The organism is Anabaena sp. UHCC 0399 (assembly GCF_034931465.1).
Lineage (GTDB): Bacteria > Cyanobacteriota > Cyanobacteriia > Cyanobacteriales > Nostocaceae > Trichormus > Trichormus minutissimus.
In genome coordinates this window covers 15835-38261 of sequence record NZ_JAYGGZ010000026.1, presented here as the reverse complement: position 1 = coordinate 38261, position 22427 = coordinate 15835, and the positions used below count along the sequence as shown (strand labels likewise).

Annotated in this window: 17 protein-coding genes; 4 read left to right on the top strand and 13 right to left on the bottom strand. The window is 41.7% G+C overall.

What is annotated here, in order from left to right; genetic code table 11:
- Window positions 1-161: 161 nt before the first annotated feature.
- Both rpsB and VB693_RS15340 read right to left on the bottom strand, forming a co-directional pair.
- Window positions 162-953: a 30S ribosomal protein S2 gene (gene rpsB / locus VB693_RS15345; protein WP_323267016.1), complete on the bottom strand. Its 792-nt coding sequence runs from the start codon at window positions 951-953 to the stop codon at window positions 162-164.
- A 177-nt stretch (window positions 954-1130) separates the two neighbouring features.
- The gene (locus tag VB693_RS15340; RefSeq protein ID WP_323267051.1) at window positions 1131-2099 is read right to left on the bottom strand and encodes a glycosyltransferase family 2 protein; all 969 of its coding nucleotides are present in this window, start codon (window positions 2097-2099) and stop codon (window positions 1131-1133) included.
- Between the two features lie 547 nt (window positions 2100-2646).
- Here VB693_RS15340 and VB693_RS15335 point away from each other — a divergent pair.
- Window positions 2647-4830 carry a PhoX family phosphatase gene (locus VB693_RS15335; RefSeq protein WP_323267015.1) on the top strand — a complete coding sequence of 728 codons (2184 nt, stop codon included), beginning with the start codon at window positions 2647-2649 and terminating at the stop codon, window positions 4828-4830.
- A gap of 122 nt (window positions 4831-4952) precedes the next feature.
- Here VB693_RS15335 and VB693_RS15330 read toward each other — a convergent pair whose 3' ends face one another.
- Both VB693_RS15330 and VB693_RS15325 read right to left on the bottom strand, forming a co-directional pair.
- Window positions 4953-5495, bottom strand: a complete 543-nt coding sequence (locus VB693_RS15330; RefSeq protein ID WP_323267014.1) for a PEP-CTERM sorting domain-containing protein — start codon at window positions 5493-5495, stop codon at window positions 4953-4955.
- A gap of 145 nt (window positions 5496-5640) precedes the next feature.
- Entirely contained in the window at window positions 5641-6237 is a 597-nt protein-coding gene (locus tag VB693_RS15325; RefSeq protein WP_190699457.1) for a MarC family protein, read from the bottom strand.
- Window positions 6238-6563: 326 nt separating this feature from the next.
- Here VB693_RS15325 and VB693_RS15320 point away from each other — a divergent pair, with 326 nt between their 5' ends.
- The gene (locus VB693_RS15320) at window positions 6564-7379 is read left to right on the top strand and encodes a carbon-nitrogen hydrolase family protein (protein ID WP_323267013.1); all 816 of its coding nucleotides are present in this window, start codon (window positions 6564-6566) and stop codon (window positions 7377-7379) included.
- 205 nt (window positions 7380-7584) lie between these two features.
- Here VB693_RS15320 and VB693_RS15315 read toward each other — a convergent pair whose 3' ends face one another.
- From VB693_RS15315 to VB693_RS15285, 7 genes are all read right to left on the bottom strand, one after another.
- Window positions 7585-8163, bottom strand: a complete 579-nt coding sequence (locus VB693_RS15315; RefSeq protein WP_323267012.1) for an HMA2 domain-containing protein — start codon at window positions 8161-8163, stop codon at window positions 7585-7587.
- A gap of 306 nt (window positions 8164-8469) precedes the next feature.
- On the bottom strand, window positions 8470-8778 hold the full coding sequence (locus VB693_RS15310) for a DUF5132 domain-containing protein (RefSeq protein WP_190699450.1): 309 nt from the start codon (window positions 8776-8778) through the stop codon (window positions 8470-8472).
- Window positions 8779-8853: 75 nt separating this feature from the next.
- Window positions 8854-11175 (bottom strand): heavy metal translocating P-type ATPase, encoded by a 2322-nt coding sequence (locus VB693_RS15305; RefSeq protein WP_323267011.1) that lies wholly within the window; start codon window positions 11173-11175, stop codon window positions 8854-8856.
- 137 nt (window positions 11176-11312) lie between these two features.
- On the bottom strand, window positions 11313-11567 hold the full coding sequence (locus VB693_RS15300; protein WP_323267010.1) for a hypothetical protein: 255 nt from the start codon (window positions 11565-11567) through the stop codon (window positions 11313-11315).
- A 35-nt stretch (window positions 11568-11602) separates the two neighbouring features.
- Window positions 11603-12730, bottom strand: a complete 1128-nt coding sequence (locus VB693_RS15295) for an HMA2 domain-containing protein (protein WP_323267009.1) — start codon at window positions 12728-12730, stop codon at window positions 11603-11605.
- A gap of 106 nt (window positions 12731-12836) precedes the next feature.
- Window positions 12837-13355: a peptide deformylase gene (def, locus tag VB693_RS15290; RefSeq protein ID WP_323267008.1), complete on the bottom strand. Its 519-nt coding sequence runs from the start codon at window positions 13353-13355 to the stop codon at window positions 12837-12839.
- A gap of 79 nt (window positions 13356-13434) precedes the next feature.
- On the bottom strand, window positions 13435-14721 hold the full coding sequence (locus VB693_RS15285) for an HhoA/HhoB/HtrA family serine endopeptidase (protein ID WP_190699434.1): 1287 nt from the start codon (window positions 14719-14721) through the stop codon (window positions 13435-13437).
- A gap of 316 nt (window positions 14722-15037) precedes the next feature.
- On the opposite strand from VB693_RS15285, the gene dnaA reads away from it, so the two are divergent.
- Both dnaA and dnaN read left to right on the top strand, forming a co-directional pair.
- Window positions 15038-16417 carry a chromosomal replication initiator protein DnaA gene (gene dnaA, locus VB693_RS15280; RefSeq protein WP_323267050.1) on the top strand — a complete coding sequence of 460 codons (1380 nt, stop codon included), beginning with the start codon at window positions 15038-15040 and terminating at the stop codon, window positions 16415-16417.
- Between the two features lie 432 nt (window positions 16418-16849).
- Window positions 16850-18010, top strand: a complete 1161-nt coding sequence (gene dnaN, locus VB693_RS15275; RefSeq protein WP_190699428.1) for a DNA polymerase III subunit beta — start codon at window positions 16850-16852, stop codon at window positions 18008-18010.
- 80 nt (window positions 18011-18090) lie between these two features.
- Here dnaN and VB693_RS15270 read toward each other — a convergent pair whose 3' ends face one another.
- Together VB693_RS15270 and VB693_RS15265 are read right to left on the bottom strand one after the other, a co-directional pair.
- Window positions 18091-20865, bottom strand: coding sequence for a GAF domain-containing protein (locus VB693_RS15270; RefSeq protein WP_323267007.1), 2775 nt, complete (start codon window positions 20863-20865; stop codon window positions 18091-18093).
- A 355-nt stretch (window positions 20866-21220) separates the two neighbouring features.
- A complete protein-coding gene (locus VB693_RS15265; RefSeq protein ID WP_323267006.1) occupies window positions 21221-22408 on the bottom strand; it encodes a TRC40/GET3/ArsA family transport-energizing ATPase in 1188 nt (395 codons plus the stop codon).
- Window positions 22409-22427: the final 19 nt, after the last annotated feature.

Sequence of the window (22427 nt, the reverse complement as noted above, 5' to 3'; positions counted from 1 at the left end):
CATACTCAGCACTCGTAACTCAGGACTCAACACTATGCAAGAGTTTTGAGTATTTCTATCTTACTCAGGGCTGGGGAAGAAAAACGATGAAATTTCAACTCTTGAAGATGAAGTATGAAGTGTGAGCTTTTTATTGTTCATGCTTCATCCTCATGTTGTGCTTATTCTCCCTCTTCTCCTTCGGGAGCAGACTCAGCGTAATCACTTTCGTCGTATTCGTAATCTTCCTCGCCACCTTCGTAGTCTTCGTAGTCTTCTTCTGCATCTAGCTGACCGTGACGACCTTCATAAATAGCGTCTGCCAATTTACCAACGATCAATTTAATTGATCTGATAGCGTCGTCATTTGCTGGAATGGGAATATCTACTACATCTGGATCACAATTTGTATCCAGCATCGACACGATGGGGATTGAGAGTTTTTGGCATTCTTGAACGGCGTTATATTCCCGACGCTGGTCTACAATCACTACCACATCAGGGACTTTCCGCATTGTTTTGATGCCGCCCAAATATTTTTGTAGCTTTGTCATTTCGCGACGCAGCATAGATGCTTCTTTTTTCGGCAGTAAATCTAATGCACCGTTTTCTTCCCGACGTTCCAAGTCTTTGAGGCGGTCTACTCTAGTTTTAATGGTTGCCCAGTTAGTGAGCATTCCACCCAACCACCGTTGATTAATATAATGAGAACCGCAACGGGCAGCTTCTTGGGCGATAATACCTGCTGCTTGCCGCTTAGTGCCAACAAAGAGAAACTTTTTACCTTGCTCCGCTTGCGATCGCATATAGTTATACGCATCATCCATCAAATGGGCTGTTTGCACCAAATCGATGATGTGTACGCCATTACGAGATGTGTAGATGTAAGGAGACATCTTAGGATTCCAGCGTCGGGTCTGATGACCAAAGTGAACCCCTGACTCCATCATTTGAGCCAATGAAACTACTGGCATATATTTTCTTTCTCCTATTCGGGTTAAACCTCCACCCAGGTGTATCTCCCAAATTGGAAACACCCGAATTCCTGGATGTGCGGAATTTTAGACAACCCCCCTAGGGTAGCACATTTATGCTTGGGCATTGGGTATATAAATTCAAAATTCAATAACTCCCCACTCAGCACTCAGCACTCAGCACTCAGCACTCAATTGAGCATAAGCCTCATAGACACCCTTGACGTTGTACCAGTTGAGGAAAATTCGGGCAATTTCTAAAGCTAGCTGTGGCTTGCCTAAATTAATCAACCATTGTAAAAACGGTGTCATTGTCCGTTCATTTAATGCGCCGTTGAGTGATAGAAGCCCCCATAGTAAACGATGAAACCAAGTCATTTGAATCATCATTTTGACTTCCCAAGTTGGGTGCTTTTGATAAAACAAAACGCCCATGCGACCGCGTTGAATTTCTTTCTCGATTAAGTTGGGAATTTGGTCTAAGTTAAATGCTGGATGCCAGTGATAACCAACGGCGGCTGGGCATTTGATGAGTTTTAAGCCTAGATTTTTCAGCCTGACACCAAGTTCTAAATCTTCCCAGCCGTAGAGTTGAAAGCCAGTGTCAAACAATCCGGCTTCTTTTAACCAATGCTTAGGAATGGCGACGTTCCCTGTAGCGAAAAACGCGGCGGAGAAATCTGTGATTTTATAGGGTTCGGCGGTGGGATTGTCGAAATTGCAAGTATTAATGACTGCACCGTAGGTAAAAAAGCGATCGCTTGCTAATTTCTCTTGACCCTGCACTAAAGCATCTGCATGAGCTTGCAGGAAATTTTCGAGGACGACTAAATCACTATCTATAAATATAATGATGTCCCCTTGTGCCTGTTCTACGCCCAAATTTCGCGCCGCCGCAGGCCCCGCATGGTCTTGCTCAAACCAGCGCACATGGGGAAACTCTTCTTTGTGTGCTGCTAACCAATCCAATGTACCGTCAGTAGAACCATCATCTACTAAGACAACTTCATAATCACCTACAACACTTGATGCACTCAGTTGCTGCATCTCCAAAGCCTGTAGGCATTTTTCTAAAATTGGCTGGCGATTATAAGTTGGTATCACAACGCTGATAAACACAGTCTCACCCACAACAGAACTATCCATCTCCAGAATAGGACAGTCCGACACTTAACACAGTTCCTAGTTCGTAGTAAGGACTTTATTCCTTGGAAGATAAGGACTGAAGTCCTTACTACAAACACTTACAAAAGAGCAGTATTTTCTCTCAAAAAATCCTTGTTAATAAACTCTAATTAATGAATATATAACCTAGGGTTAACAATTATTGATTAAATTTCAATAATTGTTGCCAGTATGAGCAGCTTTGACAGGTTTAGAAAATATTTGGAAAGTATGTTGTAATACAAATATTTAATTAGATCCGACACAATAACTTCCTATTGGCAGGGTTTGTGAGTCTGTTATTACTATGATTTCTTCAATATGAATCGAGGAAAACAGCAAGGGTTATCTGACTTAATCAAATATTTTCTAAAGTTGTAATTTATGCGGCTCATTCACTGTTGTACAGCCAGAAAAATTGAGTATCTTACGTAATTTTATAGAGCGTTTATTGACAATCACGATTGCTCTTTCTTTTAAAGAATGAACTGAACAGTAAAGCCGTTAATCCCAAAATGGAGAACAGAGAATGAAAGGACGCTTTCACCCGAAAAACAATGTAACGCTCAATCAATCTAAAAACGAGTCAATCCGTGACGTGATTGATCGTGTGAGTCTAAGTCGTCGGCGGTTCATCATGACAGCTGTCGGTACGTCGGTACTAACTGTTCTAGGTGATGTTTCTATTAGTGGCTTTCTCCAAAGTGTTGAAGCAGCACCAATTCCCAAAGGAACAGGATTTGCTGGCATTGGCTTCAAAAGTATTCCGCCAAATCTACGCAACCCAGCTACAGGACTCTTAGAAAAGGATCTTGTTAGTGTTCCCGAAGGTTACACAGCCAAAGTATTGATTGCTTGGGGAGACCCAATCATGCCCACCGCACCTGACTGGTTACCAGATGCCTCCCAAGATGCTGCGGCTCAAGAAATGCAGTATGGTATGCACGTTGATGGTATGCACTATTTCCCTCTACAACCAGGGAATGCTGTTGGTCGGACAGTTGGTTCACAAGCCAGATCATTAAGAAGCTTTTTAAATCAGGACATAAACACTGGCCTGTTGTGTGTAAACCATGAATACACCCAGGAATCAATCCTACATGGTTCTGAAGGCCTTAGTCCGGTCACAATTCAAAAAGTGCGTAAGTCTCAGGCTGCTCATGGCGTGTCTGTTGTAGAAATTACCAAGAATGGTAATGACTGGACTTTCAACCGCAATTCGTCTTATGGTCGCCGCATTACTGCCAATACCCCAATGCGAATTTCCGGTCCTGCGGCTGGTAGTGATTTGTTGAAATCCAAAAAGTTTGCTATCAACCCAGATGGCTCTGTTGAGATTGGCACAAACGACGGTTTCACCGCTTATGGTACAGCAAACAACTGCGCTCATGGTTACACTCCTTGGGGTACTTACTTAACCTGTGAGGAAAACTGGAATGGTTACTTCGGTAACAATGGTGAACCTTTAACTTCTACTCCAGGGATTGAAGATTCAGAAATATTGGCAGGACAAAATCGGTACGGTCTTTCCGCTAATGGTTTCGGTTATCGTTGGCATGAGGCTGATCCTCGCTTCAACAACCGCACCAACCCACTCGAACCCCACACCTTCGGCTGGATAGTAGAAATCGATCCATACACTCCCGGAAGCACACCAGTTAAACGTACAGCCCTGGGACGCTTCAAGCATGAAAGCGCACAAGTTGTTGTTGATGACAATAATCGTGTAGCCTTCTATCAGGGTGACGACGAGCGTAACGATTATATTTACAAGTTCGTTTGCGCCCAACCCTATAATCCAGAAAATCGTGATGCTAACCGCAATTTGCTCGATACTGGTGTTCTTTATGTTGCTAAGTTCAATGACAACGGTACTGGTCAATGGATACCTCTAGTCTATGGACAGAATGGTCTGACACCAGAAAACGGCTTCAGAAACCAAGCTGAAGTATTGGTTAAGACACGTCAAGCTGGTGATAGAGTCGGCGCGACCATGATGGATAGACCAGAGTGGGTAGCTGTACGTCCTCGGATTGGTGGATACAGAGAGATTGAGGTCTACTGCACCTTGACCAATAATAGCAATCGTGGTGGAAACCCAGTCTCCTCTAACAATCCAAATGGTTCAACAGCAGGAGGCAGTGCGCGCCCACCTATAGATCCTGCCAACCCACGTCCTAACAACCGTTATGGTCACATCATTCGTTGGCGTGAAGATGGACGCAGTGTTGCAGCTACTACCTTCAAATGGGATATTTTCATTGAAGCCGGTGACAAAACCAGACCTGAAACCAACCTTCAGGGCAACATTCAAGGTGATGACCTCAGTTCACCAGATGGTTTGTGGTTCGATGATTTCGGTCGTCTGTGGATTCAGACTGACCACTCAGGTGATGGTGTTGGTGATTTGGTAAACATCGGTAGTAACACGATGTCTTGTGCTGACCCCAATACTAAACAGGTGAGACGTTTCCTCACTAGCCCTACGGATTGTGAAGTAACTGGTGTTATCACTACACCTGATGGTAAAGCGATGTTTGTCGGTATTCAGCACCCTGGTGATGGTGGGACTACCGCGAATCCTACACTAAGAAGCGACTGGCCTCGCAGCCAAGGTTATCCTTCAAATTTCCCTCCAAATGCGCCCAGTCGCCCCCGTTCTGCAACAGTAGTAATTACCCGCAATGATGGTGGCGTTATTGGTGGTCTGTAATTTAAAATTTTCCCTCCGATAATTTTTGTAGAGATGTTGCACTGCAACATCTCTATTTTTTTAGACAACAAAAAAGACAGGTATAAAACCTGCCTAACTAGTAATGTTACCAACTAGTATTTCTAGCCTACTACTGCGGCTTTCTTCTTACGATTTATCCACAGACCCAGAGTAGCGGCGATCGCAGTTCCACCAACAGCAAACGGTTCTGGTACTTTCGCATAACTGACTGTACCTACTGCCCTTGTATTTACTGATCCGCTAATTGTGTAGAAGATGTTTCCTCCTACCTCTGGGGTATTCACATCACTACCGATGATAAACTGATCAGCAACAAAATAGCTGAGTCCTTGAAGATTGCCATCGTTAAAGGTGACTATAGGGAAAAAGTCGAAAGCTTCATCATCAGCCTCTGTATAGTTATTACCTAAGTAGTTGAATGCAACTTTTAATCCATTCTCAACTCCTAAAATCTCAGAACCTAAGCCAGTTAAGAATGAATCATCATATTTAAAAGAACCGAAATACTGGCCAGGATCGTCGCCAGATGTAGCATTGACAGTGAAATTGTAATTAACTATGGCAGCTTGTGCTGCTTTAGGTGCGATCGCCGCTACAGAGATAGCAGCAAAAGTAGCAATGCCTAAGCTCTTAGCTAATTTCATTAAATAATACTCCCAGGCTAAAAAGTGACTCGTTACGCAATTACACTTAATAACCCTTCAATCAATGACTACAGGTTAAGGAATATCAAATAAGAGGTTAAGTAGTAATAGCTTGACCGTAAAATTACGGCTATGACTGCGTTTTCTACTGCAAAAACAATTCTCTAATCCCGGTGCTACCAATCTCTACCGCCAAAGCAGCCAACAGAAAACCTAATAGTTGCGTGACAATCACCGCACCTTCAACACCAATCAAACTATCAATCTTGTTTGCCAAACGCAAAATTAACCAAGTAACAAACATCGCCCCCAAAACCCCCAACACTACAGCCAGATGGGGACTCTGGGACTTAGACATGAATAACATCACGGTTGTTAGCGTACCTGGGCCGGCTAACAAAGGCAAAGCTAAAGGCGTAATTGAGATATCCCGCCCTTGTTCATGAATGGGTGTATCTAATTCTCCCCTGAGCATTTGCAAGGCGATTAACAGCAGCAATAATCCCCCAGCCACCCGCAACGACCCCATGCTAATTTCTAAATAAGTCAAAATATATTGACCAGCAAAGGCAAATATTAGCAGAACTGCGATCGCTACAACCATTGCCTTATCAATGACTTTATTTCTTTCTTCTGGTGTTATACCCTTAGTTAAGGCTAAAACCACTGGTATATTGCCTATGGCATCTGCCAAGACAAAGACTGCAATAAAAGTTTGAATGAGAATAGCAGTATCAACCATCACGCCCAATTCATCAAGGTTTAATAACAACAGTCAACAAATTTTGGATTTTGGATTTTGGATTTTGCGTTCGCGTAGCGTGTCGTAGACAAAAGTTCTGTAGGCGGGTTTCCCAACCTAGGAACGCCACTTGCTACAAGCCGGAAAAACCTCCCAACACAGTGGCTCAACTTTTCAAGACAGATTTTGAATTGACCCCAACTACCAGGGTATGGGACTTGGAGATTGTGGATTTTGAATTTTGAATTGATTTCCCCTTTGTCAGATATTGAAGTAACGGTATATTTGATTATCTATCGCACACAACTACATTGCTTGCTAAGTCTATGAAGTCTTATTTAGCCGCCGCTATTCAAATGACCAGTGTGCCAGATTTACAAAAGAATTTGGTACAAGCTGAAGAATTAATTGATCTGGCTGTGCGCCGAGGTGCAGAGTTAGTGGGGTTGCCAGAAAATTTTTCATTTATGGGAGAGGAAACAGATAAACTGGCACAAGCAGAAGCGATCGCCCATGAAAGTGAAATTTTCATCAAAAAAATGGCGCAACGCTACCAAATTACCATCTTAGGCGGTAGCTTTCCCGTACCTGTCGGAGATACAGGTAAGGTCTATAACACGACAATTTTACTTGACCCTAGTGGTGAAGAACTCGCCCATTACAATAAGGTTCACCTGTTTGATGTGAATGTCCCTGACGGTAATACCTACCGGGAATCTAGTACAGTCGTAGCCGGTGAGCAACTACCACCAGTCTATTTCTCAGAAACTTTGGGAAATATCGGGGTGTCTATTTGCTATGATGTCCGCTTCCCTGAACTCTACCGTCATCTGTCAACTAAGGGTGTAGATGTGATTTTTATACCTGCTGCTTTTACAGCGTTTACAGGTAAAGACCACTGGCAAGTATTACTACAAGCTAGAGCCATTGAAAATACAGCCTACGTGATTGCTCCAGCCCAAACAGGCAATAACTATGGTCGTCGTCTCACCCACGGACACGCGGTAATTATTGACCCTTGGGGGACAATTTTAGCTGATGCTGGAGATAAACCGGGAGTGGCGATCGCCGAAATTAATCCCTCACGTCTAGAACAAGTCCGCCGTCAAATGCCTTCTCTACAACACCGAGTATTTAGTTAGGGAATGGGGAATGGGGACTGGGAATTTTAGATTTTAGATTCTAGATTTTGGATTGAATAATCTAAAATCCAAAATTGCAAATCCAAAATTGAAAGGCTGGGGATTGGGGATTGGGGACTGGGGATAAGGCATAAGCTATTCAATTTTAAATTTTGATCCTTCACTTTGTTCGAGGGCCAGATTTTGAATTTTGAATTGTTATGCCCTATTCACCACTAGACTTTTGTGGGGTAATTCCATGAAGTTTAATAAAACTATCGAAGGAATACCAAGCCAACACATACCAAGGAATAATTTCAAACTGCAAACCTTTGATTATTAACTGTCTCATCGCCAAAATACTCAGTCCCAAGGGAAAGAGAAAGCGGATATCTACAACACCATCAGTTGCTTGTTTGACTCGTTTATTCAAATCTACAACTGTACTAGCTACAGTTGTGGCAGCTTCGGTATTACCCTCTGTAATCTCTGCAAAAATGATGCCTAAGTCTCGTAGCGTTGCTAATACATCGTCCAAACTGCTATTTGTACCATCATGCTTAATCACAATACTGCCATGATCAATATTAGTCCGCGCCTTTTGAACATTAGGCTTGGCTTCTAGTGTATTAGCAATGTGTTGCATTATGTCAGCCTGACGGTAAGCATGGGCAATTCTCAACCGTAGTCTCCCTGGGGTGTTACTAACAATTTTGGTAGATATAGGTTGGGATGAAGTATTAAAATTGATGCGTTTTTTAACTGTTGGCATTGTAGTCAAATTCCCATGACTATTTGTTAACATCAATTCACCCTCCTAAGTTAATTCGTAATTCGTAATTTGTAATAAATTCGATTGACAAAGTAATATTAATGTTTTCCCAAATATCATTTTTATTGAATATTTAAATAAATTATCAAAATCCTAGAGATGGGTAAGACTAGTTATCCAAAATCGATCAGCAGATGCAAACCTGGAAATCCAGACTAAATCTGACTATATCGCGGACGATATTTTGTACTTTGAATTAATATCACCCATCTCCATTAATTCTGAAAATATGAGTAATTGATCATTGGAAAACCCAATTACCAATTACCCATTACCAATCTAGACTCCATTCTCAGCAGAAGCATCAATGGTACTAGCCGCAGGTTCAAAAGCTGGTGTTTCTTTATCTTCTGCTAGTTCAGCTTTAGCTTCAGCAACTACATCTTCCCAAGTTTCGCCTAGTTCAGCAAAAGCACCTTTGCTTTTTTCATAAGCAACGATTCCGCCTTTGATGATTGATTTAGCTATGGGTTTACCGATACCTGCAAAAACAGGGAGAAGTACAGGAGCTAGTAATACTGCACCGATACCAGCGATCAGTCCGGGTGCGCCAGCGTCTTCAATAAAGTCGGTGATTTTAGGGGCCATAATTCATTCCTCCGATATTTAAATTGGAAAACTTGTATGAAAGCTTTTTAGCCTAGTCTTGCTAGATTTGTCATCTCATCTAGCTGATGGTAGAGCTTTTTGAGATGAATGCTTGAGAATGGGACGTAAGCCGTTGACTCCAGCAACTATGGTTGAGCCGTTGTTAACAACAGTTGCTGCTAGGGGGTTCAAACCAAACAGCACAGCCATAATTAATGCTCCCAAGTTAGGTATAGCAACAATACCGGTGTTTTGGCGAATCAAGTGCTTGGCTTGACGAGCGATCGCGATCGCTTCTAATAATCCATGCAAGTCATTTTGCATTAATACCAAGTCTGCTGTTTCACGGGCGATTTCTGAACCGTGGGCAAAGGATACAGATACGTCGGCGTAGGCTAAAGCTGGGGAATCATTAATTCCATCTCCTACAAATGCTACTGTCTTCCCTTGTTCGTGCAGTTGGCGGACTACTGTTGCTTTTTGTTCTGGAAAAGCTTCTGCGTGAGTATGGCTGGGTGCAATCCCCAATTCAGTCGCTACAGCCTGGGCTGTGCGCTTGTTATCACCAGTCAGCATATGCACCTCCACACCTTCTACATTCATCAGTTGGGAGATGACTTCCCGGCTTTCTGGGCGGAGAACATCACTATATCTTATTCTACCTTGAAGTTGCCCATTACTGGCGACATAAATTACCGAAGTGGCTTTTTGCCCGTTGCCGTTGAGTACCTCCATATTTATGTCTTGTTGACGCAAAAATCTTTCGCTACCCACGTACACAGTCTCGCCATCAATCTCGGCTTTTACACCTAAGCCAAGTTGATAATCCCACTTGCTACGGCTGGGAATGTCTACTTTTTGGGCTTCGGCATAGCGAATCACGGCCTCGGCTACTGGATGTGTTAAACGTTGCTCGGCGGCGGCGGCTATTGCCAAGATGCGATCGCTAGATATTTCCGGATTATAACTTTCGACCGCAATTACCGATACTTCCCCTTGGGTGAGTGTGCCTGTTTTATCAAAGACAATAGTATCAACTTCTGCTAGTTGTTCTAAGGCTCGACCACTGCGGATGAGAATCCCTTGGCGAGCTGCATAGGAAAGTGCTGCTAATACGGTTGTGGGTACAGATACTCTAATCCCAGTAGCAAAATCGAGGGTCAAAACGCTAGCTGCCCGTGCCGGGTTACGAGTAGCAGCAAATACAACTGCTCCTAGGAAAAGCGTCGGCACAACGGCTTTTTCCGCAAATTTGATGGCGTAATTCTCCATGCGGGTATCATGGACAGGAGCTTCCTGCATTAGTTTGATGCTCTGTCCGGCGCGGGTGTCGTTACCTACCCTTTCCACTTGGATGTAAACCCGCCCTTCTCGTACCAATGTGGAGGCAAATACAGGCTGTCCTTTGGTTTTCAAAATAGGCACAGATTCGCCAGTTAACTTTTGCTCATCTAGGAGTGCCTTACCTTTAATAATGCTGCCATCTACTGGTACTTGTTCCCCAGGATAGACAATGACTATATCCCCAGCTTGTACCTGTTGGATAGGGATTTGCACCTTCTCGCCATCTCGTTCTACCCAAACAAATTGTCCTAGGGAATTGAGTAAATCTAGGGTTTGCATTTTAGAGGAGCGAGCAGTGCGATCGCGGATATTTTCGCCAATTTCAATTAAACTCAACATCAGCGATGGTGTGAGAAACTGTCCTTGGACGGTAGTAATGGCGATCGCCATAAAGTCTAAGAAGTCGATCGTAAATTTGCGTTGGGTCGTAATACCTACAAACGCTCTTTGAAATACGGGTAATGTCGCTAAGGCAATAGTTCCCGCCGTCAAAATAGGGGGGATCGACACTCCTAAAGGGCCACCCAGCAACGCTAAACCAGTGGCTAAGGCAGAAAGTTGCAATCCCGGCCAGGGTGTTTCTTCTTTGTCTTCTTGTGCAGCTAATGACTGTTTAGTATTGAGTGGGAGGATTCCCGGATCGCTAGCAGCCACAATGAGACAGCTAAGACGCGATCGCATTTTTATATCTGTAATCTTACTGTTTTTGTATATAACAACCACAGATGCCGCAGCTGGTTTGATTCTAGTCTGCGTGACTAGGGGATCAGCTTCTAACAAAGCTAACAGACGTTTTGCATAGTCTGTATCGTAGCGTAATCGAGGCACACGCCAGCGTAACCTACCTGGAACGGCATGGACTATATTGTGGCTAACTTGAGCAATCTGCTTGTGAGTTGGAACTTGAGCCGCCGTCACAAACACCTTGCTATGCTGTTTTTCTACTGTCTGATAAGAAACTATCGGCGTTACAAATTCCTCACTCTTGACTTCCACAACTTCTAAAGACTGAGGAATATGAGGCGACGCTAGTTGGATGGTTGTTTTTGCCATTGATTAATCCCTGATGCGCTGGATAAACTTGTTTTTGATAGTTGTCTCTTCGGTAAAAAAAATAAAACTAGACCTCTAGGCAAAACCCTCTTTTGCCCTCGTGTTTTCAGCACTAACTCCCATCTGAAGAGATTAGACTAAATGCAGATTTGTAATTTTGTTAAATGCCGTTGGTTTTGGCAGCGATCCCCACAGATGGAATCAGATACCCCAATTTCCTGATCTATCACAGTGAACAGGTGTTGCAGATATTGTGGATATTTACCAATTTTTGGGTGAGATAAAGTCAATTGTTCTAGCAATGCGTATGTGAGGCTATACGCTAGCTGTGCAGAATATGTGCAGTGATGTTCTCTCGGTCGCGGAACAGCATCTGATGCAGAATCGTCCATTTTGATTCCTCCCGGATTTCTAAGCTAGGAACTATTTAAAGTGGCAAGTTTGCGATAAAGTCTAAAGAATAAGATAGTGCTGAAGATTTCATATCAGCCCACCAACTGGATATATATATTGTTTGGACTTCAGCTGTTTTGATATTGTCTGGCTCAGTTAGCTGTTGAGCTACAACTGGCTCAGATGTAAGTGTTGGCTGTAAAACTTCGCTGACGGGAACTTTTGGGGGGGTTGTCTCTAGGGCTAATTCCATTAGACTCACCCAATGAGATACAGCTATTTCTGCGTTTGGTTTGTAGGTAATTGCAATTGAGGCTGCATCACTATTGATTCGCACATTTTCGACTACTGGATCAGTTTTCAACAACTTCTCCAATCTCCGTCCATAGGCGCGATCGCTAGTCAATATTGGCAGGTGAAATCTAATTCTTCCAGGTATTTTATGTATAACACTATAGGTCACTTTGGCTGACCAGGTTGTTATCTCTCTATCTTGTTTCACAATAGGGGCTTTAGTTTCTTTGTTTGCAGATTTATCACCCCCATCTCCACTTTCACCGTTAATCTCACCAGCAATTAGTGGTTTTAAATAATCAATTACCCGACGCGTGGCATCTGCGGTAATCATATAGACTGGAATCGATGCTAAACCGCTAATCCCTAATCTGCCTGTGACCGCTAACCCTGTCATTAAGGGGATGAAAGATATGGTCTGCTCTTTCCAAAAGTCAACAGATTTCCATGCAGCAAAGGGATCTGATACAGCCGCATCTGGGGATGTCTGAATATTTAGTTGTTGCAATATACCCAACATCTCAGACAGTGACAGTTGCTTTTCATCAAAGCTAACTACCAAGCTGCTGGTTTGCTCGTTGGTAGCAACTTCTTTCACACCTGGAAACTGCCGTAAGTATTGAATGATAGTCTTACAGTTGGAGCTAAAACTATCGTCAGTCGCTTTGATGCGTATTCGCCCATTGGTTGCGTGTACAACTTGCATACCAGTAGCAGAAAACCTTAATTGTGGCTCTGTAACCACTTTACTGCTATTCGTATTCATTTTTACTTTATTGTTGTGACGCTGAGTAAAGGTTAAGTCGAAAAATCTTGGCAGATGCAGATTTCGACTTAACCTTTCGCGACTAATAATAGTTTGTGACATTTATCCGATAGCTACACCTGACTTAAGGTTAATAATAGGTTAAGTATACATTAAAATAAGTTGTTGGGTATCATTCTTAAGAAGATTTTTTGTTATGTATTGTTGACTACATTTTTTGGTATTCTTCTTCAGTGACCATATCTAGATTAGATTCTAGACGATCTACAAAAACAACGCCATCTAAATGGTCATACTCGTGCTGAAATATACGAGCTACAAAGTCAGTTAACTCTTGTTTTTGCAAGTTGCCATTGCGGTCGGTGTACTCAACTGCGATCGCTTGATACCGAGGAACTAAGCCTCTGATACCAGGAACGCTGAGACAACCTTCCCAATCTTTAACTACCTCATTTGAGTGAGCCACTATCTTCGGGTTGATCATGGCAGTTGGGATCATTTCCGGCGCGTTGGGATACCTGGCGTTAGGATGAGAAGCCACAATAAATAAACGAACAGATTCCGCAACTTGTGGTGCAGCAATGCCAACACCATTAGCTTTGGTAGCAGTAGTAATTAAATCATCAATTAATTGTTGAATACGTGCATCATGAACATTTTCCACCCAAGCAGCCTTGTGTCGTAATGTGCGATCGCCTAATTGGATAATGGGAAGTGATTCAGTCATGATGTAATGCTCGTTAAGAAATTTGAAGGGATTGGGGATTGGGGACTGGGAAAACTTCTACCTTCCTCGTCCCCTTCACTTATCCTTCTCTCTGCACAGGTAAAGGTGCAGGGTTGACTGCTAATTGTTGAGTTTGCCCATCACGGACTATTTCAACTTGTAAGGGAGTACCAATTTGGCTATTTTCTACTAGCTTTTGAACTTGTTCAACTGTGGTTACAGGTTGATTATTAATTTTTTGAATTATGTCTCCACTTCTGAGTCCAGCAATAGCGGCGGGAGAACGAGGGACAATTCTGACTAATAGAACACCTTGATCTGCTGTAATATTGATGCGATCGCCAAACCTTTCATTAAATCTTTCTCTAAATTTTGGCGTAAGAGTTACCATCTGAACTCCCACATAAGGATGATCCACTCTCCGCTTTTCAATTAACTCCTGGGAAATTCTCTTGACAGTGTTAACGGGAATAGCAAATCCTAAACCCTGTGCGCCTTGAATTATGGCTGTATTCATGCCAATTACCTGACCATTAGCATCAAGTAATGGGCCTCCAGAGTTCCCCGGATTAATGGCTGCATCTGTTTGCAAAAAGTCAACACGCTTATCACTCGCACCAATATCACTACTAGAACGGCCAGTAGCACTAATAATTCCAGAAGTAACAGTGTTATTCAAACCTAGAGGATTCCCAATGGCAATAACAGGTTGTCCTGGTTGTAAGTTATCTGAGTTCCCTAAAGATAATATGGGTAAGTTCTGAGCATTAATTTCAATCACAGCTACATCTGTTACTGGGTCTTGACCCCATACTTTTCCCTCAAAAGGCTCACGATTCTTGACAGTGACTGTTACTTCATCAGCACCATCTACTACATGAGCATTAGTCAGAATGTAAATCTTGCCATTGCCAGAATTTTTGATAATAAATCCTGAACCGCTACCTCTTTGTACACGCTGTCTAGGTTGTGATGGTATAGGCTCACCACGAAAAGGAAAGGGCATGAGGTCATTAAAGTCATTGGGGACACGAGTCGTCACGGTTCTGGCAGAATCAATCCTCACTACTGCATCCCCTACACTCTGCACGACTTTGACAACAAAGTTGGGATCTCCAGAGGATGCAATTATCGGTGGAGGTGCAACTTCTAGAGTGTTATCTGTCGTAGTTTGAGCTGCAACTTGCGCCTGAGATTCATTCGGTCGGTTTTGTAGTGTCTTAGTCGGTACAAGAGAGCAGCCTCCCAGAGATACCAGTGCTACCCCACTCAGGAGCATTAACTTTATACTTTTAATTCCCCTGTGCTGAAACCAACTCTCAAGATGAATATTTTTTAAGCCGCTAACGTACTCTGTTGTCTTCATGTGTCTTTATTTCTCCGTGTTGGTCAGGTGGTGCTAGGATTTCTTGAGTGCTGAGTTATGTTAGCGGTAGCGCGGCGTTTAGCCAGTGCTGAGTTGTGAGTGAGTATACTACTCAGTGCTGTTAGCGTAGAGGGGTGTACTAAGCTACGCAATAGGACTATCCCCTAGGGAACGTAGAGAAACCTGTGCTAAGTCATGATTAGTTTACCTCTACTCAGCACGCTGCTCAACGCCCCGCTCTGCTAACAGCACTCATAACTCATAACTCAGCACTCATAACTTCTATTGTGACAATTAGTGGCAAAGGTAGTAAATGATGGAAATTACTATTGACAGTTTGTGGACTCAGGTACTAGACCGCTTACAAATAGAATTATCCCGTCCCACCTTTGAGACTTGGATTAAAACTGCTAATGCAGAAAGATTAGACAATAATTGTTTATTTATCGTTACACCAAATCCCTTTGCTCGTAATTGGTTACAAAAGTATTACATTAATACTATTGCTAATGTAGTGCAGGATATTTTGGGATATCCTATAGAAATTTCTATAAAGGTGGCTCAGAGTGATGCCCTTGAAGAACTAGGGGAGTCAGCAGTAAATTGGGAATTACCAACCCCAAATAATGCCTCGGAAAGTGGGACTAAAAGAAGGCAGCCAAACACAGACTTAAATTTTAAATATGTATTTTCCCGATTTGTGGTGGGGGCAAACAGTCGCATGGCTCATGCTGCATCGTTAGCGGTTGCTGAATCTCCTGGGCGGGAATTTAATCCTTTATTTTTATGCGGTGGTGTAGGTTTAGGCAAAACTCATCTGATGCAAGCAATTGGTCACTATCGCTTAGGAATTTACTCTGATTCTAAGATATTTTATGTTTCTACAGAACAGTTTACTAACGATTTAATTACAGCTATTCGTAATGACAAAATGCAGAATTTCCGAGAACATTACCGGGCTGCTGATGTGTTGTTAGTAGATGATATTCAGTTTCTTGAAGGTAAGGAGTATACCCAAGAAGAATTTTTCCATACTTTTAATACATTACATGAAGCTGGTAAGCAAGTTGTGATTGCTTCTGACCGCCCACCTAACCAGATTCCCAGCTTACAAGAGCGTCTTTGCTCTCGCTTTTCAATGGGGTTGATTGCTGATATTCAGTCTCCAGATTTAGAAACGAGAATGGCTATTCTCCAGAAAAAAGCGGAATACGAAAATATCAGATTACCCCGTGATGTCATTGAATATATTGCTGTTAATTATACTAATAATATTCGGGAATTAGAAGGAGCTTTGACGAGAGCCTTAGCTTACATTTCTATTTGGGGGTTGCCTATGACTGTAGAAAATATTACCCCTGTTTTAGAAACTCCCACAGAGAAATTTGAGGCGACACCAGGGGTAATTTTAACGGTGATAGCTGAAAATTTTGATCTCTCAATTGAAGACCTGAAAAGCAACTCCCGCCGACGGGAAATTAGCTGGGCGCGTCAAATTGGGATGTATTTAATGCGGCAGCATACTGATTTGAGTTTACCGAGAATTGGTGAAGAGTTTGGTGGTAAAGACCATACAACTGTGATGTACAGTTGTGAAAAAATTACTCAATTGAGGGAGAGCGATCGCAGTTTATCACAAACTCTGCGTCAACTGAGCGATCGCATCAACATGACTAGTTCATCACGGCGAAAATAATCCGACAAAGTTTTCCACAACTAGTAATAATGCCACTCTCTAAAAATGATTTAAAATATTAAGTAATGTATAAAAATAGATTAAATTTAAATCTCTTTTGTGGAAAATAGTATCCTTTTTGTGGAAAACTTGATATTTTCGGGGAAAAATTTCTTAAGTATAATTACCCTGTGGAAAATCTCAAGAAGTTTTCCACAAGTTTTCCACAGATATTTATCTTCCCAATTTTGACTAACTAGGGAACTACGGAAGGTTTTCCACAGTTTCCACAATTTTTAAAGCAGGAGAATAGTCTGATAGCCGTTAAAATGTCGCAAGTTAAATAAATTTTTATACTCAAATATTTTTGAATAAAACTAAAAACTACTCTCTTCTGCTCTCTTGCCTAGATATGGGAATGCTACTATATTTACTCACCAGCTGAATCTAATCATGAAATTAGTTTGCGCTCAAAGCGATCTCAGTACAAACCTCTCACTTGTTAGTCGTGCTGTACCTTCACGACCAACTCATCCTGTACTTGCCAATGTTCTACTGCAAGCAGATGCTCAAACTAACCAAGTAAGTCTCACAGCCTTTGATCTCAGCTTAGGTATTCGCACTAGTTTTAATGCTGAGGTGTGGCAAGAAGGAGCGATCGCACTTCCTGCTAAATTACTTGTAGATATCACCTCCCGTCTACCAGAGGGAGAAATCACCCTAGATGATGAATCGACAGATAGCACCGCCACAGGAGAAGGTTTAGTCGTTACCCTCACACCCAAAACCGGAAAATACCAGCTACGCGCTATGGGTGCAGAAGAGTTTCCCGAATTACCTCTGATTGAAAATACTCAAGCGATTAATATCACCGCCACAGCCTTAATTGAAGGATTGCGAGGTTCTTTATTTGCGACAAGTGGAGATGAAACTAAGCAAGTCCTCACAGGCGTTCATCTAACGGTTAAGCAAGACACATTAGAATTTGCTGCTACTGATGGACATCGCCTAGCAGTAGTAGAGACTAGTAATGAGCGTCCATTGGAAGATAACGAACAACAACTAGAAGTTACAGTACCAGCGAGAGCCTTACGAGAGCTAGAACGGATGTTGGCTCATAAAGCTGCATCTGATGAACCCATAGCCCTATATTTAGATCAAGGTCAAGTGGTGTTTGCGTGGGGTAATCAACGTCTTAGTAGCCGCACTTTAGAAGGTCAATACCCAGCTTATCGCCAACTTATTCCTAAACAATTTGAACGACAAGTCACAGTAGAACGCCGACAATTTTTAAGTACATTAGAGCGAATTGCCGTATTAGCCGATCAAAAGAATAATATTGTTAAACTTAGCATTGATAGTAATTCCCAAGAATTAACCCTATCTTGTGAAGCCCAAGAAATGGGTAATGGTAGAGAGTCAATGCCGGCTCAAATCTCTGGAACAGATATAGACATTGCCTTTAACGTCAAGTATTTGATGGAAGGATTGAAAGCCTTACCATCTTCAGAAATTCAAATGCACCTGAATCAAGACTTAACTCCAGTTATTTTTACGCCATTGGGTGGTTTAAAGATGATTTATTTAGCTATGCCAATTCAATTAAGAAATTAAAAATAGGATTAGGGATTAAGGATAGGCTCAAGTCTAGTCATGGTTTTCACCCTATCCCTGATAAATATTTCTGTCACCTGTCACCTATCCCCTATCCCCTGTCCCCTTTGATAAATAGGGATTTCAATCCAAAACTCTGTTCCTACCCCCAACTGTGAATCGCATTTAAATACACCGCCATGTTTATCGACTACAATACCGTAACTAATTGATAATCCTAAACCAGTACCCTTACCTACTGGCTTGGTAGTAAAAAATGGATCACATATTTTCATTCTTAAAGTTTCGGGTATACCTGGGCCATTATCTGCAACGCGAATTACCACGCTTTTGATATGATTTTTGAGTTCCCCAATGCTAGTAGTGATAGTAATCTTATTTTTATAAGGTTCTGATGGTGATTGCTCATAATCTTCTAAGGCATCAATGGCATTACTTAAAACGTTCATAAATACCTGATTCATTTGTCCGGCATAGCACTCTATCAAAGGCAGATCAGTATACTCTTTAATCAGGTTAATAGCAGGACTTTCTGGTTTGGCTTTTAATCGATGCTGCAAAATCAGTAAGGTATTATCTATACCGTCGTGAATATTCACAGCTTTCATTTCGGCTTCATCAAGACGGGAGAAATTTCGTAAAGACATGACAATTTGACGAATCCGCTCAACTCCAATTTGCATAGAAGATAGAGTTTTAGGCAAATCTTCAGATAAAAACTCTAAGTCAATCTTGTCTGCCAAATCTAGAATTTCCGCAGTCGGTTGAGCAAATTCCTGCTGATAAAGCTCTAGCATACTCAGCAAATCTCTAGCATATTCGCTCACATGAGCCAAGTTGCCATAAATAAAGTTCACTGGGTTATTAATTTCGTGAGCGACACCCGCTACTAATTGTCCCAATGAAGACATTTTTTCAGTTTGAATGAGTTGCGTTTGAGTTTGTTGTAAATGATGCAGTGCTTGAGTTAACGTTTCTGCTTGTTGTTGTGTTTGGCTGAGTAGTTCAGCTTGTTGTAGTGCTACTCCTAGTTGAGCTGCAATCTGAGTCAGGAAATTCACTTCCGAAGTTTTCCATTGTCTAGGAGATGAATGTTGATATGTCGCGAGCAAACCCCAAAGTTTCTGTCCTATAAAAATAGGTGCAAGCACAAAAGCATGAATCTCGAAATTTTCTAACATCTCCACATGGCACTGATCAAATCCCATTTTGTGGATGTCATCTACCGCAAATGTTTCTTTTTGGCGATATCTTCCTCCTTCTGTTCTTTGTAAATAAGTATCATTCCAAACTGTATTGACACATATTTGTGATTTATTTGACCAGTATGAATTAACTGCTTCAAAATCACCGACAAATTCACCACCCCATTCAGCATTGAAACGATAAACAGAAACACGATCTGCTGCAATTAACTGGCAAACTTCTTTAGTAGTAATTTGAAATATAGTTTCAGTATCAAGAAATTCCCGAATCTTAGTAATAACACTAAAGACTGCCTGTTGTTGTTCTACTGTTTTTTGTAATTCAAAAGTACGTTTTGTGATTTGTTTTTCTAAATTGTGATTAAAAGCTTGTACCTGTTGATATAGATCATATTGTTGAATTGCTGAGGCAAAGTGCTTACCAATTTCTTTAGCTAATTCTATTTCTTCATTTGTCCATTGTTGAGCTTGTGACTTTTTAGATTCACACCACAGTTGAAATGATTGACGAGGGTAAATTTGTCTTTTGTCTGGGTCATGCTGACCTGCCCACAGAGTTTCTGTGTCTATTTCATTGCGAAAAATACTTAAGTATCCTAGCAACTGCTGACGATACTCCAACGGAATCATCAAAATGCTGCGAATTTTTGTTGGTTGAAAAACAGGCTGTAAACTATGCAATGCAGGAGTTTGATATATATCGGTAATTGCCCACACATCATAATGATGAGATTTATAGTGTTCTTGCCAGACACTATATTGCTCAATGAGGGGATAGATAGTTGGTTCTGGAATAACTGGTTGTTGACCGCAGGTATAAATCTGGACACAATCGCTACCAGGAATTAAACATTCGGCTAAACTCTTGTGATGACTATTGTGTAGGTCAAGAGCTTGATTTTTGAGGCAAAGCCTACCACCAACACCGTTAAAAGCGGTAACTGCTGCTTCTAACGCAGGTTGTAGGACAATTGTGGGTAATGAGTGCAGTAGGGTAGCAATGCGATTAATTACAGCTTCCCGTTCTGCTTTTGCACGGGCTTGGGTGAGGAGGTAACTTTGAGAAATTGCCACGGATAATTGATCTACAACCATTTGCATAGCTGCCAACTCATGTTCGGAAATATCACGGGCTTGTGAGTGATGAGATACCAACAATCCCCAGAGTGCATCTTGATGGAAAATTGGGGCAACAACGGAAGACTTCACACCCATTGCTGTGAGATATTGAGCATGACATGGATCTACAGGACGATAACGGATTCCTTCTGGTGTTTCTTCTCCTGTTTCTAATTTATGTAAGGTACTTTGACCAATTTGCCCAGAATCTACATTAACTGCACAACGCACCTTTGACTTGATGAAAAGTTCCCTAGCTACGGGGGGAATGTCATCGGCGGGGAAATTTAAGCCTAGTAATGAAGGTAAAAGGTGTTCGTAAATCGATTCAGCAATGACCTGGCCGCTTCCATCAGTGTGAAACTTGTAGATCATGACGCGCTCAGTTTCTAGTAGTGCGCGTACTTCCGCCGTTGTCGCCGTAATAATATCTTCCAACTCTAAGGATTGACGGATACGAGTTGTAATCCGACGTAGTACACTTTCTTGATTGAGACTAACCTGTAAATCGGATGGAGCGATCGGGGACATTGCTTTTTATTAAATTAATTTCAGGAAAAATATTAGATTTTTATAAATCTAAAAACATTCTGTATTTTTATGAATCACATTGTCTACAGTAAAAATACGGCCAAAAGTATGCTAAATAATTTATTTTGAAAAATCGTCAATAATGATTTTATAAAGTATTGGTAAACTTCATAAAAGCTTAATAATAATAGCTAAAATTAAGAAAAAAAAGACGCAATATTGCGTCAATTAAAATCAGAAATAAAAGTCAATATTGCCCTTTATTTTCAGATATTTGGTCTAATTTATAAAACAGGATTTCTTTGCTTTCTTGATTTGCCAATTATTCGGATTTTGACTCTCTAATTGTCAATTATTAGACTCTTGCATTATCAGTAAAGCGAATTTTGAGATAATCGTCTTCCATCTTTGCACCTGCGGGTTGTAGTGCAGCTAGGGCTTGAGGCAGCACTAAGTTACGGCGATGATTACCAATTGTAATATTTAATTCGTCCCCAGTTTTATTGAGTTGAATTTGATTTTTGGGAATCCCTGGCAAGTACAATTCTAAGCTGTATTGATTTTGTTCTTGCACTACTCTAAGGGTAGTTTCTTTGTAATATATTTGAGTTGGGTCTTCATCTTTATAGAGGGTTTCTTTTAACCGCTCTAAGGCTGCTAAACCACACATTTCCTCAGAGAATAATGGTACTTCTTTAACAGGTAGAGGATGAAAATTATCATGAATTTCTTGACGATATTCCTCTTGATTTTGTTTCCAACGTTGGAAGAATGGATCTTGAACTTCCGCCGGGATAATTCGATTAGCTACGACTAAATCTGTGGCGACATTATACAAGCTGAGATAGGCATGAGCGCGTAGCGATTCTTTAATCACCATCTTCTCTGGATTAGTGACTAAGCGGACTGAAGTTTGGGTATTATCTGTTAATACTTTTTCCAATGCTTCAATTTGCTCATAAAATTCATAAGGCGCATCCATTACTTCTTTGTTGGGCAAAGAAAATCCCGCAATGGGTCTAAAAATCGGTTCAACTAGGGGACGCAATGCTACAGAGATATTTTGAAATGGCTTGTAAAAACGCCGCATATACCAGCCACCAACTTCCGGTAAACTCAACAGTCGTAATGCTGTGCCGGTGGGTGCAGAGTCAATAATCAAGACATCATACTCGCCTTCATCGTAGTGGCGTTTCATTCTTACCAAGCCAAAAATTTCATCCATACCTGGTAGGATGGCTAATTCTTCTGCCTGTACTCCATCTAAACCTCTGGCCTGTAAAACCTGGGTAATGTAGCGTTTAACTGCACCCCAGTTTCCTTCTAGTTCTTGCAGTGCATCTAGTTCTGCACCCCACAAATTAGGACGAATTTGCCGGGCTGCATGGCCTAGTTCCATGTCAAAACTGTCTGCTAATGAGTGGGCAGGGTCTGTACTCAAAACCAGTGTACGATATCCTAATTCTGCACAACGCAGTCCAGTTGCTGCTGCAACGGAGGTTTTACCCACGCCGCCTTTACCTGTCATTAAAATTACTCGCATGGATGATTTTGCCCTGCCT

Coding starts and splice junctions, on each gene's coding strand:
- VB693_RS15300 (WP_323267010.1), bottom strand. CDS start 11,567: ATGGACGATTCTGCATCAGATGCTGTTCCGCGACCGAGAGAACATCAC.
- dnaN (WP_190699428.1), top strand. CDS start 16,850: ATGAAATTAGTTTGCGCTCAAAGCGATCTCAGTACAAACCTCTCACTT.
- dnaA (WP_323267050.1), top strand. CDS start 15,038: ATGGAAATTACTATTGACAGTTTGTGGACTCAGGTACTAGACCGCTTA.
- VB693_RS15335 (WP_323267015.1), top strand. CDS start 2,647: ATGAAAGGACGCTTTCACCCGAAAAACAATGTAACGCTCAATCAATCT.
- def (WP_323267008.1), bottom strand. CDS start 13,355: ATGACTGAATCACTTCCCATTATCCAATTAGGCGATCGCACATTACGA.
- VB693_RS15270 (WP_323267007.1), bottom strand. CDS start 20,865: ATGTCCCCGATCGCTCCATCCGATTTACAGGTTAGTCTCAATCAAGAA.
- VB693_RS15325 (WP_190699457.1), bottom strand. CDS start 6,237: ATGGTTGATACTGCTATTCTCATTCAAACTTTTATTGCAGTCTTTGTC.
- VB693_RS15285 (WP_190699434.1), bottom strand. CDS start 14,721: ATGAAGACAACAGAGTACGTTAGCGGCTTAAAAAATATTCATCTTGAG.
- VB693_RS15330 (WP_323267014.1), bottom strand. CDS start 5,495: ATGAAATTAGCTAAGAGCTTAGGCATTGCTACTTTTGCTGCTATCTCT.
- VB693_RS15265 (WP_323267006.1), bottom strand. CDS start 22,408: ATGCGAGTAATTTTAATGACAGGTAAAGGCGGCGTGGGTAAAACCTCC.
- VB693_RS15315 (WP_323267012.1), bottom strand. CDS start 8,163: ATGTTAACAAATAGTCATGGGAATTTGACTACAATGCCAACAGTTAAA.
- VB693_RS15295 (WP_323267009.1), bottom strand. CDS start 12,730: ATGTCACAAACTATTATTAGTCGCGAAAGGTTAAGTCGAAATCTGCAT.
- rpsB (WP_323267016.1), bottom strand. CDS start 953: ATGCCAGTAGTTTCATTGGCTCAAATGATGGAGTCAGGGGTTCACTTT.
- VB693_RS15310 (WP_190699450.1), bottom strand. CDS start 8,778: ATGGCCCCTAAAATCACCGACTTTATTGAAGACGCTGGCGCACCCGGA.
- VB693_RS15320 (WP_323267013.1), top strand. CDS start 6,564: ATGAAGTCTTATTTAGCCGCCGCTATTCAAATGACCAGTGTGCCAGAT.
- VB693_RS15340 (WP_323267051.1), bottom strand. CDS start 2,099: ATGGATAGTTCTGTTGTGGGTGAGACTGTGTTTATCAGCGTTGTGATA.
- VB693_RS15305 (WP_323267011.1), bottom strand. CDS start 11,175: ATGGCAAAAACAACCATCCAACTAGCGTCGCCTCATATTCCTCAGTCT.